The sequence below is a fragment of the Promicromonospora vindobonensis genome, assembly GCF_042685865.1.
Classification (GTDB): domain Bacteria; phylum Actinomycetota; class Actinomycetes; order Actinomycetales; family Cellulomonadaceae; genus Promicromonospora; species Promicromonospora vindobonensis.
The window spans coordinates 2,761,475-2,776,441 of record NZ_JBHUOG010000002.1 but is presented as its reverse complement, the minus strand read 5'-3'; the positions used below and the strand labels follow the sequence as shown (position 1 = coordinate 2,776,441).

Sequence of the window (14,967 nt, the reverse complement as noted above, 5' to 3'; positions counted from 1 at the left end):
CGTCGTCAGACCTGCGCGGCCGCCAGCTGCTCCCGGACCTGACGCTTGGCGCGGGTCAGCATGCCCGCCATGCCGTTGAGGCGCAGCAGGCTGACCACCTTGGTGAGGCCGAGCTGGAGCGGGTAGTCCTCTGGTACGTCCAGCACCTGCTGCGCGGTGAGCCCGGTCAGGCCCTGCGCGAGGATGGACGCGAAGCCGCGCGTGGTGGGCGCCTCCTCCGGTGCGCTCGCGTGGAAGGCGACCACCCCGGCGTCGTCCACCTCGGCGAAGGCATAGACCGGGGACTGGCACTCCTGCACGCGCTCGAGCCGTTCCGGCGCGTCCGCGTACTTCGCGGGCAGCGGCGGGAGCTCGCGCGACACCTCCAGCAGCAGCTGGAGCCGGTCCCGCTCGGGCGTCTCCAGGAAGGCGTCCCGCAGCTCGGCGAGGGCCTCGGGCAGGTCGACGTCGTTGGTGCTCATCTGTTCATCCTCCCACCGCGCGCGGGGCTCGGGCGAGCGACCGGGCGGCGTCGTACGGTTGATGTATGGCCGAGAAGAAGCGGTCGGGCAAGCGACCTGACAAGGACGGCGAACGCTGGTCCCAGGGCGTCACCGAAGGCAGCGACGCCCTGGACCTCGAGGACGGCGTCTTCACGTGGGACGACCCGGCGCGGATCGCCCGGTCGCTCAAGCGGTCCGCCGAGTCGAGCGACCGGCGCAAGAGCTCCCCGTACCGCTCGGCGATGTCGATGCTCACGTTCTACGTGAACCGCGCGGGCAAGGAGCTCGACGCGGAACAGCGCGAGGTGCTGGAGCGCGCCAAGGACGAGCTGCGCAAGGAGTTCGGCCGCGCGTGACCCTGGCGGAGCGCCGCTGACGTGCGCACTCCGCGTCAGACCGAGCCGGGCTCGCTGCCCGTCGCCACCGGGACGCGCACGGCGTTGCCCCACTCGGTCCACGAGCCGTCGTAGTTGCGCACGTTGGTGTACCCGAGCAGGAAGGTGAGCGCGAACCAGGTGTGGCTGGAGCGCTCGCCGATGCGGCAGTAGGTGATCACGGTGTCGTCGGCGCTCATGCCAAGGCCGGCCGTGTAGATCGCCTCGAGCTCCTCGCGCGTCTTGTACGTGCCGTCCTCGGCGACCGCCGTCGCCCACGGGACGTTGTGTGCCGTGGGGATGTGGCCGCCGCGCAGCACGCCCTCCTCCGGGTAGTCCGGGATGGCGATGCGCTCGCCCGTGTACTCCTGCGGGGAGCGGATGTCGACGAGCGGGCCCGTGCCGAGGTGCTGCAGGACGTCCTCGCGGAAGGCGCGGATCGTGGTGTCGTCGCGCACGACGGTCGGGTACTCGACCGGGGCCGGTGCCGGGACGTCGGTGGTGAGCTCGCGGCCCTCCGCGCTCCACAGCCCGCGGCCGCCGTCGAGCAGGCGCACGTCCGTGTGCCCGAACAGGGTGAACACCCAGGCCGTGTACGCGGCCCACCAGTTGTTCTTGTCCCCGTAGAGGACGATCGTCGTGTCGCGCGTGATGCCCTTGCTGCCCATGAGCTCGGCGAAGGCGGCGCCGTCCAGGTAGTCACGCATCTGCGGGTGCTGGAGCTCGGTGTGCCAGTCGACCTTCACGGCGCCCGGGATGTGCCCCGTCTCGTAGAGCAGGACGTCCTCGTCGGACTCGACCACGACGACCCCCGGGTCCTTCAGGTGGTCGGCGAGCCAGGTGGTGCTCACGAGCCGTTCGGGGTGGGCGTACTGCGCGATCTTGTCCGACAGGTCGATGGGCGCGGGCATGGGGCCTCCTCGTAGAGCACGTGCACTGACGAGAATAGGAACACATCGCTGTGCCGAAAAGATCCCGGGCTCGTTGCCGAGGGTCGCGCCGGTGCGCCGGCGCTGTCCGTGTGCCCCCACCGCAGGTCTCCGCCGAGTTCTCGGGTGAACTTTCGGGTGTCCCTGATACGGAGGGTTGATCGGCGAACCGGACGCCTGGCAGGGTCCAGGTGAATCTGCGGACTGCGGATGATTCACCTGTGAACTGTGAGGAGCGGCGGGGTGCTTGTTCGTCCGGCCAGCCAGACATCGACGATCATGCTTGTGGAAGAGGCCCGTGGTCTGCGGCACCCATCCCCCAGCTACGACGACGCGGGCAACATGCTGTCCGTCAAGGACACGCCTGACCCTGCTCTAGGTGGACGGCCCTCCGATCAGCAGTGCTTCACCTACGACTGGTCACGTCGGCTGACCAATGCTTGGACCCCGCAGAACGGCGACTGTGCGTCGTCGAACCGGACTGTGGCGGGGCTTGGGGGTGCGGATCCGTACTGGAAGTCGTACTCGTACGACGTGCTGGGTAACCGGACCGCGAGCGTGCTCCACCGCACGGCTGCGGCGGGTGGGGACGTGACGAGTACCTATGCTCGGCCGGCTTCTGGCGTGGATTCGGCACGGCCGCATGCGGTGACGTCGGTGACCGCCAGGAGTGGTGCGGGGACTCAGCGGGGTGTCTCGTCGTTCACGTATGACGGTGCCGGCAACATGACTGGCCGGACGGTGGCGGGAGCGTCGGAGCAGGCGCTGACCTGGGATGCTGAGGGTGAGTTGGCGAGTGTCTCCTCCGATGAGAACGGGGACGGTTCCGTCGCGGAGTCGGAGTCGGATGAGTTCGTGTACTCGGCTGATGGGGACCGTCTGGTGCGGACTCAGGATGGGGACACGACGGTGTATCTGCCGGGGCAGGAGATCACGTTGGACGGTGACACCGGTGCGGTGTCGGCGAAGCGGTATTACACGTTTGCTGGGCAGACGGTCGCTGTGCGGACGGGGACCATGTTCGACACGGTGACGTCGGTTTTCAGTGATCCGCACGGTACTGGTGTGATTCAGATCGGGAATGTGTCGAACCGGGTGGTGCGCCGGTATATGGATCCGTTCGGGGCGCCGCGTGACAGTGCTGCGGGGTTGCCGGCTGGTGATGAGGTCGAGGGATCGTGGGTGGGGGATCGTGGGTTCTTGGACAAACCAGAGGACTCGAGTGGTCTGACGGCGGTGGGTGCGCGGTTGTATGACGCGGTGCTGGGTGCGTTCATCAGTGTGGATCCGGTGATGGATCTGGCTGATCCGCAGCAGTGGAACGCGTACGTGTATGCGAACAATAATCCGATGACGTTCTCGGATCCGACGGGGTTGTTGTTGGGGCCGTTGATCGATGGTGCTTATACGGCTCCGACGAGGGGTAAGCCGGGTTCGGGTGGTTGGCAGGTCGGGCCGAACAACACGGGTTATACGGGTAGTTGGAACAATGGTGGGGCGGGGAAGTGGGCGCGTCCGGGTACGACGTATACGCCGCCGGTGACGATCCAGCGGGACCCGGTGGCGGCTCAGGCACGTGCGCAGGCTTCCGCGGCAGCGAAGGCTAGGGCGGAGGAGGAGCGTGCTCGTGCGGCAGCCGAGCAGCGGGCGCGGGAGCACGCGGCTGCCGAAGCTGCGCATAAGAAGCAGGCTGGAATCGGCCAGCAAGTCGGCGGATGGCTAGAGGCGAAATGGAACGGCTTCAGAACATGGGCCGACTCCGACACGGGCAAGGACGTGGGTGCGGCGCTTGGCGTTCTCTCAGCGGCCATAGCTGTCGCGGGCGCAGTCGCTCTCATTGCAACGGGAGTCGGCGCACCTGCGGGCATTCTTGCACTTGGTGCGGTTATGGGCGCCGCGAGCGTCGGAATCGATTGCGCAGGCGGAGGAGTCGACGCAAGTTGCATGTTCGGTGGGATCGGCCTGGCATTCGGCGGCCTTGGTCGTGCCGCGTCGATCGGGCAGAGAGCGCTTGGGCCGGCCGTTCACGTCGAAAACGCGAGTGAAGTGGGAAATCTCGCCTCGGGGTACATGGGATTTGCCGGAATGGGAGTCTCCGGTTTTTCATCTGCTACGGGAGCAAAATGGTGACAACCGCATCTGAGTGGAAGCCAGGCGCACGTGGGCCGATCAAGAAAGGTCCTTCAGCTTTTGGGATCGCGCTTTGGCAGACCGGTCTGAATCTTTCGATATTCGTCTTGACGGTGACATTATTCATCGGCATGTTCGCAAATGGATCAGGTTACGCCGAGTCTCCCGTTCTGGCCTCAGTATTCGGGGCGATTTGCCTGGTTATCGTAGTAGATCTGAGCCTTGCGATCGCATTTCGGCGGGTGGATCGGAGAGAGGGGGCGAAGGGGTACACCACGTTGCGAGGTGATCATAAGGACAGGAATGAAGTAGATCCGGCCACCGGTTACGTGATCAGATCGCCCGGGGAGGATTTCCTGTTGCCTGAGGAGCGTCGGCGCCGTCGGGCGCTGATCGGTCTGGAAACAGATCGGCGATCGGCCGATCGCTGATCGCTGATCGGGTGGCGGACCAATCCTGACTCCGCCCGTGTGACGGCCTGACTTCGATCTCCTCGAGAGAGATGTTAGCTCCCGCGAAGACTGAGCAGCGGTCAATGCTCCTCGACGCTCGTGTCTTAAGTCGGGAAATTCTGTTCAGATGTCCGGCGATTAGTTCGAAGATCTCTTCGGCGGTCTTTGTCCAGACGTAGGGCCGTGGCTCGGTGTTCGACCCCAGCACGGGTTGTGTTCGGGAATTGCAGGGGAATAGTTCCTCCAACCTGAGGAGCGTAATCGGCGGCGAGGTGCTTCTAAGCGAAGTGATCGCCAGGGGAGGCGCGCTGGATGCTGGCTCGTCGGAGTGACCAGCTGCAGCCATGCACCCTCTATAGGTTGAACGGTGTCGGCTTTGGCGCCGAAATCGGCGTGGCGGCTGGCGCTCCATTTGCCGTAGTCGGCGCTGGGCAAGCGCGGCCGGTGGTGCAATAGTAGGGGAATATTCGGAACTGCTACAGGCGCGAAGGCTGGCGCCGCGACGGAGCATTAACAGTGGCATAGAACTGTTTAGGCGACGTAACGAATGGATCGATTAATCGCATGGATGTCGGGACGCTCTCAATCTGGATTCTCTTCCGTGTTGTCCTCGGCGTTGGTGGCGGTATAGCAATGGCGGGAGGTGTCCTCGGTGTCGTTGGGGTGCTTCGCGGAAAGACAGCGCTAGCCAGAGCCCGTGACATTGATGAGTTTGTCAAGTGGCACTGGGATGACCACGATCAGGCGACAGCGGTGATTCGAACCAGGGTTCCACTCTTTTCGATCGCGATTGTTTCAGGCCTGGCTGGGCTTTTATTCGGGGTGTTCTGGCGGCGATTCGAGACAGAAACACTTCTGGGGTGGTGTGTGTCGCTTTTCGTGATCACTGTCTGGTCGTGGCTTGAGCGTGAGTTCGCTTGGCCGGGCTTGTTCGTCCCACGCGAAGCGCGAGGCAGCCGAGGTTTGTCCATGGCGCGACGCGATGCTCGGCGGCGGGCTCGCCCGGGCAGCGGTGGCGAGGACCTCGAGGACAGCTAAGCAGGGTTCGGGTGGGGCGGGGAGTGGTCGAAGCCCGGTTCGGTGTACGTGCCGTCGGTGACGTCCGGCGGGATCCGGTGGCGCACCAGGTACGTGCGCAGTTTGGTCGTCAGTTGCGGAGCTCTCGGTGGTGCTACGGCCTGATCGAACCAGCCCCGGCTCACGCCAACCGCCGCTCCAGCACCCCCAGCCGCGCCAACGCTCGCGCCGCCTGTGGCCCGCCCGCCGGTGCCAGCCGGGCCAGGCGTGTCCAGGCCGCGTGGTCGTCAGCGCCCTCGCTCCGCGCGGTCCACTGCTCGACGGCGGCCGCGTCGCTGCAGGCGTGCACCGCCTCGCGGACCTCGGCCTCGAGCTCCTCGCGCAGCCGTTCGACCCCTGGTGCGACCGATCGGCGCAGCAGCGCCTCGGGGTAGGCCGCGAGCGCCCCGCGCACGTCACCGCAGCGCAGCCGGGAGCGCACCGTGTCGGCGTCGGACCGCAGGGGGTGCGCGAGGCGGTAGGGGCGGGACCCGGCGAGCAGCGGGCCGCCGAGGACGCCGTCGGCCACCCGGCGCAGGCGGGAGATCTCCGCCCGTACGGCGACGAGCGACAGGTCGCCGGGGTGCAGCAGCACGGCGAGCTCCTCCGCGCCGAGCCCGCGGGGGTGGTCGGCGAGCAGCAGCAGGATCTCGGCGTGCCGCAGCGAGAGGCGCCGCCCGCGCAGCGAGGGTGTGCCGAGCAGCGTGAGGTCGGGGACCGGTTCGGCCGCGGCGCCTGCCGCACCGAGCTCGGGCGCGAGGTCGCCGGCCCAGGCCGAGCCGCCGCCGTGGGACCCCCGTAGCCGGCTGGCGCGGGCGGCGAGCTCGCGCTCGACCATCGCGACCGTGGCCCGGACCAGAGCGAGGGCGACGTGGGAGCCGGCGGCGCTGCCGCCGGTGAGGTCGAGGACGCCGACGATCCCGCCGGCCGGGTCGTGCACCGGTGCCGCCGTACAGCTCAGCCGCTGGACCGGCCGCACGAAGTGCTCGGCCCCGAGCACCTGGACGGGCCGCCGGGTGGCCAGGGCGGTGCCGGGCGCGTTGGTGCCGACGGACTCCTCGCGCCACACCGCTCCCTCGACGAAGCCGACGTGGTCCACCGCGGAGCGGACCGGGCCGCGGCCCTCGATCCAGAGGAGGCGGCCGACGTCGTCCGACACCGCGACCACCAGGCCGTCACCCGTCGCCCCGCCCACCAGGTCGCGCACGAGGGGCATCGCGGCGGCCAGGGGGTGGTCGCGGCGGTAGTCGTCCAGGTCGTCCGACGCCGCGACGGCCACCGCGCCGGGGTGGTCCGGGTCCACACCGTTGCGCAGGCTTCGCCGCCACGAGGCCGCGACGACGGGGTCGATCCCGTCGGGCTCCTGCGAGCCGGCGGAACCGACGAAGCTCTCGTATGCCGCGCGCACCCACTGCGCGTCTCGGTGTGGCACCTGCGTCATGCTGCCCCTGACCTGGTTCCGACGTCGTCGTCGAACCAGGCAAGTGTAGGCACCGGATCAAGGTTATCAACAGGTTGTCCACCGCGATCCCCAAGTTATCCACCGCATCGAGCGGGTTTTCCACAGATCACGGATGTATTACGGCCTCGGCGCGCGAGACGCTAGAACTAGTCCTAGCGTCATTCGCATCGGTTGTTAATGGGCCACGTGCCCGACACTTTGTTTTCATGGGATCTCTCTTTGGGGGAAGAGTTGAACACCATCGCTTTAACCAAGCCGGAACCCGGCCTCTCCGGAACGGACGAACAGCCGGGCGACAGACCGGTCCGGCTGCCCGAGCTCGACCCGGTCGAGCTACCTCCGCTCGGCTCCGCCGAGCCGCCGCTCGCCGATCTCGCCGGTGCGCGCGGCCGCCGGCGCTGGACCTTCGGTGCCGCGATCGTCACCGGGGTCGTCGTCGCCGTCGCGCTGTGGTCGGCGTCGGTCCGGGCCGACGAGACGAGCCACCTCATGACCCTCAACTCCCAGATCGACACCCAGGTCAGCACCACCTCGGCCCGTTCGCACGACCTCGTCGCCGTCCTGGACACGGCCGAGCGCGTCTACGAACACTCGAACGGCCAGGTCGCGGACCCGGCAACCCGCGACGTCCTCGCCGAGGCGGTCGCCGACGCCCGGGCTGCCGCTGCGCAGCGCGTCACGGATGCGCCGCCGTCGTCCGTGACGCAGGCTCGTACCCTCCTTGCCCAGGCGGCGCACATCGAGAACTCACTGGACTGGGCCACCGAGGACCTGCGTGTCGCTGTCGACATGGTCCAGCAGTCACAGGGTGCACAGCGCGTCCTGGACACCCGGGACCCGGTCGGGGACCGGACGGTGCTCACGTCCACCGAAGGTTCCTGACGCAGCTGAGCCGGCCTTTGATGGCGGTCTAAAGTTCCGTCACTTCCCAGGCGTCGAAAGCAGTTTTCCGGGAATGGCCGGTGCGCGGGATTCCACTGATCGAACCTTCCGATCAGACCTATGCATTGAACGTTTCCTTCTGCGCTGCGCAATTCATGCACAGTAAAGATCACGCCAGCCCACGGTAGGCCGCCACGAGGTCGACGAACTCCGCCCGCAGCCCGTACGGGTCGGCACCGAGGGCGCTCGTCGCCCGCTCCCGCACGGCGTCGAGGCTCGCGTCTGCCCGGTACTCCGAACCGGTGGCGATCAGCCCGAGTTCTGCGACGGCGGACGCGAACGCGAAGTCCGCCGTCGGGGCGGTCGTGAACGCGTCCGCGCCGACGGGGAACTCGACCTCGGTGCTCGAACCCGGGTCGCCGGCGCCCGGCGCCTTGTAGCGCACGTGCACCGTCATGAAGTCGTCGCTCGTGCCGACCTCCCGGTCGGTGTACTTCAGGTCGCCGTCGTCGTCGTCCGCGTCGCCGTCGGGATCGGTGCCGGCCGGCACGAGCTCGTAGAACGCCGTGACGGAGTGCCCTGCGCCGACGTCGCCTGCGTCCTTGGTGTCGTCGGCGAAGTCCTCGTCCTCCAGGCGCCGGTTGTCGTACCCGATCAGCCGGTAGGAGCCGACGGTGGCCGGGTTGAGCTCCACCTGCAGCTTCAGGTCCTTGGCCACCACGAACATGGTGGAGCCGAACTCGTCCACGAGGACCTTGCGCGCCTCGGCCAGGGTGTCGATGTAGGCGTAGTTGCCGTTCCCGTGGTCGGCGATGGCCTCCATCGTGTTGTCCTTCAGGTTGTACATGCCGAAGCCAAGGACCGACACGTAGACGCCGGACTCGCGCTCGGCCTCGACCAGCTCGGTGAGCTCCTCCGGGCTGGACGGGCCGACGTTGAAGTCGCCGTCGGTCGCCAGGACCACCCGGTTGTTGCCGCCCTCGACGAAGTTCTTCTCGGCGAGCTCGTACGCCGTCCGCAGGCCGTCCGCGCCGCCCGTGGAACCACCGGCCCGCAGTGACCGCAGGTGGTCCACCAGCACCCCGTGCTCCGAGCCGGGCACGGAGTCCGCGACCACCTGGTTGTCGCCCGCGTACGTCACGATCGACACCCGGTCGTCATCGTCGAGCTGTTCAACGAGCAGCGCGAACGACTCGGCGAGCAGCGGCAGCTTGTTCGGCTCGTCCATCGAACCGGACACGTCGAGCAGGAACACGATGTTGTTGCCCTCCGACGTCGGGACGGCCTCCGTCGCCTGCACCCCGACCATCGCGAGCTGGTGCTCCGGGTTCCACGGCGCCGCCGCCACCTCTGTCGACACCGAGAACGGGTGCTCGGCGCCGGGCTCGGGCGCCGGGTAGTCGTAGTCGAAGTAGTTGACGAGCTCCTCGATCCGCACGCCCTCCGGCACGACGCCCTGATTCACCTGGCGGCGCAGGTTCGAGTACGACGCGGTGTCGACGTCGGCGGAGAACGTGGACAGCGGGCTCGTGGCGACGTCCTGGAACGGCGTCTCGGGGGAGTCGTCGTACTCCTCGTCCGGACCGGTCGGTTCCGGGCCGGGCGGCACCGGCGCCGGCATGCCGTCGAGCCCCTCGGGCGCCGGGACCGTGAGGTTCGCCCCGTCGGCGGCGGTCTCCGTCGCGCCGCCATCGGCGGTACAGCCTGCAAGCGCCAGCGTCGCCGTCACCAGGGCTGCGAGCGGGGCGGCCAGCCGCGGCGCAGTGCGTGCGCCGGGGATGGTCCGGTGGAGTGCGGATGTCATGGGTTGGCCTCTCGTCGTGGTCGGCGTGCTTCCGCGGACCGGCGTTCTGTCCTCTGAAGTCCATTTGTTCCGAAGCCGGTCCGCCTTGCCCCGACAAGGTCACGGTCCGGTTGCAACCCCGATGCAACGCCCTGCTGCCTACCCTCGCCCCACCCGGGTGCGCCGTTGCACCCGGGGCGTGGCTCCGCCGTCGGGCAGCTGACGGCGGGCACGAGAACCTGCGAGGAGGCAGACCATGACCGTGTACGCAGCCCCAGGTACCGAAGGTGCCATCGCGAGCTTCCGGCCCCGGTACGACCACTGGATCGGGGGCGAGTACGTACCGCCCGCGAACGGCCAGTACTTCGAGAACCCCAGCCCCGTGAACGGGCGGACCTTCACCGAGGTCGCGCGCGGCGACGCCGACGACATCGACAGGGCCCTCGACGCCGCGCACGGCGCCGCCCCCGCCTGGGGGCGCACGTCGGTCACCGAGCGCGCGCGGGTCCTGAACAAGATCGCCGACCGCATGGAGGAGCACCTCGAGGAGCTGGCCGTCGCCGAGACCTGGGAGAACGGCAAGCCGGTACGCGAGACGCTCGCGGCGGACCTCCCGCTGGCGATCGACCACTTCCGCTACTTCGCGGGTGCGATCCGCGCGCAGGAGGGTTCGATCAGCGAGATCGACGGCGACACCATCGCGTACCACTTCCATGAGCCGCTGGGCGTGGTCGGGCAGATCATTCCCTGGAACTTCCCGATCCTCATGGCCGTGTGGAAGCTGGCGCCGGCGCTCGCGGCGGGCAACGCGGTGGTGCTCAAGCCAGCCGAGCAGACGCCGACGTCGATCCTGTACCTCATGGAGCTCATCGCGGACCTGATCCCGCCGGGCGTCCTGAACGTGGTCAACGGGTTCGGCGCGGAGGCGGGCAAGCCGCTGGCGAGCTCGCCCCGGATCCGCAAGATCGCGTTCACCGGTGAGACCACGACGGGCCGCCTGATCATGCAGTACGCGTCGCAGAACATCATCCCGGTCACCCTGGAGCTGGGTGGCAAGTCGCCGAACATCTTCTTCAGCGACGTCGCGGCGGCGAACGACGAGTTCTACGACAAGGCGCTGGAGGGCTTCACGATGTTCGCCCTCAACCAGGGTGAGGTGTGCACGTGCCCGTCGCGCGCGCTCATCCAGGCGGACATCTACCAGTCCTTCCTGGCCGACGCCGTCGTGCGCACCGAGGCTGTTCTGCAGGGCAACCCGCTGGACACCGACACGATGATCGGGGCGCAGGCGAGCAACGACCAGCTGGAGAAGATCCTCAGCTACTTCGACATCGGCAAGGCGGAGGGCGCCAAGGTGCTCACCGGCGGGTACCGGGCCGAGATGGAGGGCGACCTCGCGGGCGGGTACTACGTGACGCCCACGATCTTCGAGGGGAAGAACTCCATGCGGATCTTCCAGGAGGAGATCTTCGGGCCCGTGGTCGCGGTGACCGAGTTCGCCGACTTCGACGACGCCATCAAGGTCGCCAACGACACCCTGTACGGGCTCGGTGCGGGCGTCTGGACCCGGTCCGGCGCTGACGCCTACCGTGCCGGGCGCGCGATCGAGGCCGGCCGGGTGTGGACCAACTGCTACCACGCCTACCCGGCAGCAGCGGCGTTCGGCGGCTACAAGGGGTCGGGCGTGGGACGTGAGAACCACAAGATGATGCTCGACCACTACCAGCAGACCAAGAACCTGCTCGTGAGCTACGCGCAGGGCAAGCAGGGCTTCTTCTAGGATCCCGGCCCCGGCGTCAGGCGTACGGGTCGCCCGGGTGACCCGTACGCCTGACCACAGCGACAGATACGAGGAGGTCCCATGTCCGACGACGTCCTGCCGCCCCGTGCGGCCGGCGCACCGCCCGCACGGGTCGCCGTGACCGACTCCGCCGCTGCGCTGCTCGCACGCCTGCGGGACAAGCACGGCGAGCTGATGTTCCACCAGTCCGGCGGGTGCTGCGACGGCTCGTCGCCCATGTGCTACCCCGACGGCGACTTCATCACCGGGGACGCCGACATCCACCTCGGGGACCTCGCCGTCGCGGCCGACGACGCCCCGTTCACCGTCCCGGTCTGGATGAGCCGCAACCAGTTCGAGTACTGGAAGCACACCCACCTCACCATCGACGTGGTCCCCGGCCGCGGCGCCGGGTTCAGCGTGGAGGCGCCAGAAGGCGTGCGGTTCCTCATCCGGTCCCGGCTGTTCACCGACGAGGAGTGGGAGCTGCTGCGCGACTGAGCGGGGCTGCTCAGTCGGGGCCTAGCGGGGCGACGCCGTCGGCCGTCGCGAGGAAGAACGCGGCGAGCGTGAGCCCGTGCCCGGCGGCGACCGCCTGGAGCGCCGCGCGCCACGCGAGGTCGTCGAAGGAGCCGGCCGCCGGGCCGGGCCGCTCGAGCATCAGCAGGAGGGACGCACCCGGCTCGTCCTGCAAGATCTCGTGCCAGGCCCGGCCCAGATTGCGCACCAGGAGCGGCTCCGGCTCGTCCGGCACGTGGTCGACCGGCACGACCACCGGCAGCGGACGGCGCTCGCGGTCCAGCATCACGAACCACAGCGTGCGGCGGCGCGGTCTGACGCCGTCGTGCAGGAACGTCGCGAGGGCGAGCAGAGCGGCATCATCGAGCAGCGGTTGATCCGGATTAATATCACTTGATGAGGTCATAGAGCCAGTATCGGGGGCTTGGCTGCAGGGCTCGCGGAGTTATCCACAGGCTGCCTCCGTTCCCGGGCCAGAACTCGTCCGAAACAAGGGTTGAAGTTGACGCGGCGTCAACCTCTACCGTGATGGTCATGCAATGGTCCATCCAGGAGATCGCACGGCTGACCGGCGTCACGAGCCGGACCCTGCGCCACTACGACGCCGTAGGGCTGCTGCCCGCCGGCCGTACGACGGCGAGCGGCCCACGCCGCTACGACCGCACCGCACTGGTGCGGCTGCAGCGGATCCTGCTGCTCCGCGACCTCGGGCTCGGCCTCGCCGACATCGCCGAGGTGCTCGACAGCGGCCAGGACGAGGCGACGGCCCTCCGGGGTCACCTGGCTTCGTTGCGGGCCGAGGAGGGTCGGCTGGCGCGGCAGATCGCGTCGGTCGAACGGACCATCGCAGCACTGGAGAAGGACCCCGAGGAGAAGGAGGCCATCATGGCGAAGGACATGCTCGACGGATTCGATCACACGCAGTACGAGCACGAGGTCACCGAGCGCTGGGGCCGCGACGCGTACCAGACGGGCGACGCGTGGTGGCGAGGTCTCGGCGAGGACGGCCAGCGGGAATGGAAGGCGCGGCTCGACGAGCTGATCAAGGCCTGGACCGACGCGGCGGAGGCCGGGCTGGACCCGGCCTCTGACGAGGCGCAGGCCGTTGCCGCCCGGCATGCCGCCTGGCTCGTCTCCGTCCCGGGTACGCCCGGTCACGGTGAGGGCCGTCCCGACCGCGACTACCTGCTGGGCCTGGCCGACCTGTACGTGGCCGACGAGCGGTTCGCCGCGAACTACGGCGGCACCGACGGAGCGATGTTCGTGCGGGACGTGCTGCGCGTCTACGCGGAGCGGGCCTACCCGGGCGTGAAGGCCTGAGCTCGGTAGAGCTCGCAGCAGGAGGTCGGTGTCACGCATCGAACGGCTCGGCATCGGCCGGCGCGTCCGTGGCCCGAACGGGCCCCGGGGCGCGCCGGCCGAACGGCTACCGGCCGACACGGGCCGTGCGCCATGCGATGGTGGTGACTGGCGGTATCTCCGGTTCGGGAACTTCGTACTCGAGCCGTGGCTCGCCGTCAGACCCGGGGCGCACGCTCAGGGCCGGTCACTGACACACGGTTTCACAGGTAGCCTCTGCACATGCCGGAAGCGTCTCCCGAATCCCACCAAAAACCGCCCGTGACCTGCTGGTTTGCTGGTCTCACGACGCTCGATGTGATCCACCGCAGCGCCGTGCGACCGGGACCTGACCAGAAGATCACCGCCGTCCGCCAGGACGTCTCAGCGGGCGGCCCCGCCGCGAACGCGGCGGTCACCGCCGCGACACTCGGGGCGCGGGCTCTGCTGATCAGCGCCATGGGGGCCGGCCCAGTGGGTGCGGCCGCGCGTGGCGATCTGGAGCGGCACGGTGTCGAGATCCACGACACCGCTGAGGGCCGCGAGATCCCGCTGGCGGTCTCGGCGGTGCTGGTCGACGACGCGACCGGCGACCGGTCGGTGGTCTCACCCGACGCCACGCTCGCCGACGGGCTCGACGTCACACCCGCGGAGCTCGACAGGCTGCCTCGGCCCGACGTGGTCCTGCTCGACGGGCACCACCCCGACCTGGCGCGGAGCGTCCTCGCGTATGTGAACGCGCTGGTGCCCCGACCGTTGATCGTCCTCGACGCGGGCCGGTGGCGGCCCGTCTTCGCCGACCTCATGGGATCGGCCGACGTCACCGCGCGGTCCGCGGACTTCCGCGCACCGGCCGGTGTCCCGCGATCCCGTGCCACGGTCGCCACGCACGGCGCAGGGCAGGTGACCTGGTGCGACGAGGGCGGCCGGAGCGGGGCCAGCGACGTGCCGACCGTCGACGTGCGCGACACGCTCGGTGCCGGCGACGCGTTCCACGGCGCACTGGTCGTGGCGCTCGCGCAGGGCGCAGGGCTGGAGGCCGCCATCGACGAGGCGGTGCGGGTAGCGTCTCTCCGCGTGCAGTACATCGGCCCGCGCTCCTGGCTGGAGAACCTGTCGTGCGCCTGACCACCGCCGAGCTCGTCCAGCGAGCCGCGACGCTCGCTGCTGAGGCCACCGAGGCCGGCCGGGTCCGCATCCTCGGAATCACCGGCCCGCCGGGCGCCGGTAAGTCCTCGCTGGCCACCGCCCTCGTGGGCGGCTTGGTGCCCGGTACGGCCGTGGTGGTCGGCATGGACGGCTTCCACCTGTCCAACGCGGTCCTCGAGGCGCATGGCAGCCGCGCCCGCAAGGGCGCCGTCGACACGTTCGACGACGCGGGGTACGCCACCCTGATCGACCGGCTCGCGGACCGAGTCCCCGGCGGCCCGCCCGTCTACGCGCCGGAGTTCCGCCGCGAGATCGAGGAGCCGATCGCAGCGGGCACCGAGATCACCGGCGAACCCCTGGTCATCACGGAGGGCAACTACCTCCTCGCGGCAGGCGGCGCCTGGCCGGCCGCCCGCTCCCGCATGGCCGAGGTCTGGTACGTCGACCTGCCCGACGGCGAGCGCCTGCGGCGCCTCGTGGCCCGGCACCGGTCGTTCGGCAAGTCCCTGCCCGACGCCGAGGAGTGGGCAGGCGGCACCGACCAGCGAAACGCGGACCTCATCGCGGCCACGCGGGCCGAGGCGGACCTGCTCGTCGAGTGGGTCTGACCGAGGGAGGCAGGGACTCGTCG

The 14,967-nt window shown here is 69.0% G+C and carries 14 protein-coding genes and 1 pseudogene; 10 read left to right on the top strand and 5 right to left on the bottom strand.

Translation table 11 applies throughout. The annotated features are described in order from the left end of the window. Window positions 1-5: 5 nt before the first annotated feature. The gene (locus ACFS27_RS25680) at window positions 6-461 is read right to left on the bottom strand and encodes a SufE family protein (RefSeq protein WP_377189476.1); all 456 of its coding nucleotides are present in this window, start codon (window positions 459-461) and stop codon (window positions 6-8) included. A 65-nt stretch (window positions 462-526) separates the two neighbouring features. Between ACFS27_RS25680 and ACFS27_RS25675 the strand changes: the two genes are divergently transcribed. Then, entirely contained in the window at window positions 527-838 is a 312-nt protein-coding gene (locus ACFS27_RS25675) for a DUF3175 domain-containing protein (protein WP_377189473.1), read from the top strand. Between the two features lie 35 nt (window positions 839-873). Here ACFS27_RS25675 and ACFS27_RS25670 read toward each other — a convergent pair whose 3' ends face one another. Beyond that, a complete protein-coding gene (locus tag ACFS27_RS25670) occupies window positions 874-1,767 on the bottom strand; it encodes a sulfurtransferase (RefSeq protein ID WP_377189470.1) in 894 nt (297 codons plus the stop codon). 261 nt (window positions 1,768-2,028) lie between these two features. Here ACFS27_RS25670 and ACFS27_RS25665 point away from each other — a divergent pair, with 261 nt between their 5' ends. From ACFS27_RS25665 to ACFS27_RS25655, 3 genes and pseudogenes are all read left to right on the top strand, one after another. Further along, entirely contained in the window at window positions 2,029-3,915 is a 1,887-nt protein-coding gene (locus ACFS27_RS25665) for an RHS repeat-associated core domain-containing protein (protein WP_377189467.1), read from the top strand. After that, complete coding sequence (locus ACFS27_RS25660) at window positions 3,912-4,346, top strand: hypothetical protein (protein ID WP_377189464.1); 435 nt, start codon at window positions 3,912-3,914, stop codon at window positions 4,344-4,346. Before ACFS27_RS25665 ends, ACFS27_RS25660 begins: the two co-directional genes overlap by 4 nt. A 715-nt stretch (window positions 4,347-5,061) precedes the next feature. Next, window positions 5,062-5,124, top strand: a pseudogene (locus tag ACFS27_RS25655) (hypothetical protein); the annotation flags it as partial. A gap of 441 nt (window positions 5,125-5,565) precedes the next feature. Here ACFS27_RS25655 and ACFS27_RS25650 read toward each other — a convergent pair. Beyond that, entirely contained in the window at window positions 5,566-6,864 is a 1,299-nt protein-coding gene (locus ACFS27_RS25650) for a transcriptional regulator (protein ID WP_377189461.1), read from the bottom strand. Window positions 6,865-7,116: 252 nt separating this feature from the next. Between ACFS27_RS25650 and ACFS27_RS25645 the strand changes: the two genes are divergently transcribed. Then, entirely contained in the window at window positions 7,117-7,767 is a 651-nt protein-coding gene (locus ACFS27_RS25645) for a hypothetical protein (protein ID WP_377189458.1), read from the top strand. Window positions 7,768-7,936: 169 nt separating this feature from the next. On the opposite strand, the gene ACFS27_RS25640 is transcribed toward ACFS27_RS25645, so the two are convergent. Then, the gene (locus ACFS27_RS25640; RefSeq protein WP_377189455.1) at window positions 7,937-9,571 is read right to left on the bottom strand and encodes a vWA domain-containing protein; all 1,635 of its coding nucleotides are present in this window, start codon (window positions 9,569-9,571) and stop codon (window positions 7,937-7,939) included. A gap of 235 nt (window positions 9,572-9,806) precedes the next feature. Here ACFS27_RS25640 and exaC point away from each other — a divergent pair, with 235 nt between their 5' ends. Further along, entirely contained in the window at window positions 9,807-11,330 is a 1,524-nt protein-coding gene (gene exaC, locus ACFS27_RS25635) for an acetaldehyde dehydrogenase ExaC (RefSeq protein ID WP_377189452.1), read from the top strand. A gap of 81 nt (window positions 11,331-11,411) precedes the next feature. Continuing rightward, the gene (locus tag ACFS27_RS25630) at window positions 11,412-11,831 is read left to right on the top strand and encodes a DUF779 domain-containing protein (RefSeq protein ID WP_377189449.1); all 420 of its coding nucleotides are present in this window, start codon (window positions 11,412-11,414) and stop codon (window positions 11,829-11,831) included. 10 nt (window positions 11,832-11,841) lie between these two features. Here ACFS27_RS25630 and ACFS27_RS25625 read toward each other — a convergent pair whose 3' ends face one another. Continuing rightward, the gene (locus tag ACFS27_RS25625) at window positions 11,842-12,255 is read right to left on the bottom strand and encodes a hypothetical protein (RefSeq protein WP_377189446.1); all 414 of its coding nucleotides are present in this window, start codon (window positions 12,253-12,255) and stop codon (window positions 11,842-11,844) included. Window positions 12,256-12,383: 128 nt separating this feature from the next. On the opposite strand from ACFS27_RS25625, the gene ACFS27_RS25620 reads away from it, so the two are divergent. The 3 genes from ACFS27_RS25620 to ACFS27_RS25610 all read left to right on the top strand — a co-directional run bounded on the left by ACFS27_RS25620 (window position 12,384) and on the right by ACFS27_RS25610 (window position 14,944). Beyond that, complete coding sequence (locus ACFS27_RS25620) at window positions 12,384-13,169, top strand: MerR family transcriptional regulator (protein ID WP_377189443.1); 786 nt, start codon at window positions 12,384-12,386, stop codon at window positions 13,167-13,169. A 300-nt stretch (window positions 13,170-13,469) separates the two neighbouring features. After that, on the top strand, window positions 13,470-14,315 hold the full coding sequence (locus ACFS27_RS25615) for a PfkB family carbohydrate kinase (RefSeq protein ID WP_377189441.1): 846 nt from the start codon (window positions 13,470-13,472) through the stop codon (window positions 14,313-14,315). Further along, window positions 14,306-14,944, top strand: a complete 639-nt coding sequence (locus ACFS27_RS25610) for a nucleoside/nucleotide kinase family protein (protein WP_377189438.1) — start codon at window positions 14,306-14,308, stop codon at window positions 14,942-14,944. Before ACFS27_RS25615 ends, ACFS27_RS25610 begins: the two co-directional genes overlap by 10 nt. Window positions 14,945-14,967: the final 23 nt, after the last annotated feature.

Coding starts and splice junctions, on each gene's coding strand:
- ACFS27_RS25680 (WP_377189476.1), bottom strand. CDS start 461: ATGAGCACCAACGACGTCGACCTGCCCGAGGCCCTCGCCGAGCTGCGG.
- ACFS27_RS25675 (WP_377189473.1), top strand. CDS start 527: ATGGCCGAGAAGAAGCGGTCGGGCAAGCGACCTGACAAGGACGGCGAA.
- ACFS27_RS25670 (WP_377189470.1), bottom strand. CDS start 1,767: ATGCCCGCGCCCATCGACCTGTCGGACAAGATCGCGCAGTACGCCCAC.
- ACFS27_RS25650 (WP_377189461.1), bottom strand. CDS start 6,864: ATGACGCAGGTGCCACACCGAGACGCGCAGTGGGTGCGCGCGGCATAC.
- ACFS27_RS25640 (WP_377189455.1), bottom strand. CDS start 9,571: ATGACATCCGCACTCCACCGGACCATCCCCGGCGCACGCACTGCGCCG.
- exaC (WP_377189452.1), top strand. CDS start 9,807: ATGACCGTGTACGCAGCCCCAGGTACCGAAGGTGCCATCGCGAGCTTC.
- ACFS27_RS25630 (WP_377189449.1), top strand. CDS start 11,412: ATGTCCGACGACGTCCTGCCGCCCCGTGCGGCCGGCGCACCGCCCGCA.
- ACFS27_RS25625 (WP_377189446.1), bottom strand. CDS start 12,255: ATGACCTCATCAAGTGATATTAATCCGGATCAACCGCTGCTCGATGAT.
- ACFS27_RS25620 (WP_377189443.1), top strand. CDS start 12,384: ATGCAATGGTCCATCCAGGAGATCGCACGGCTGACCGGCGTCACGAGC.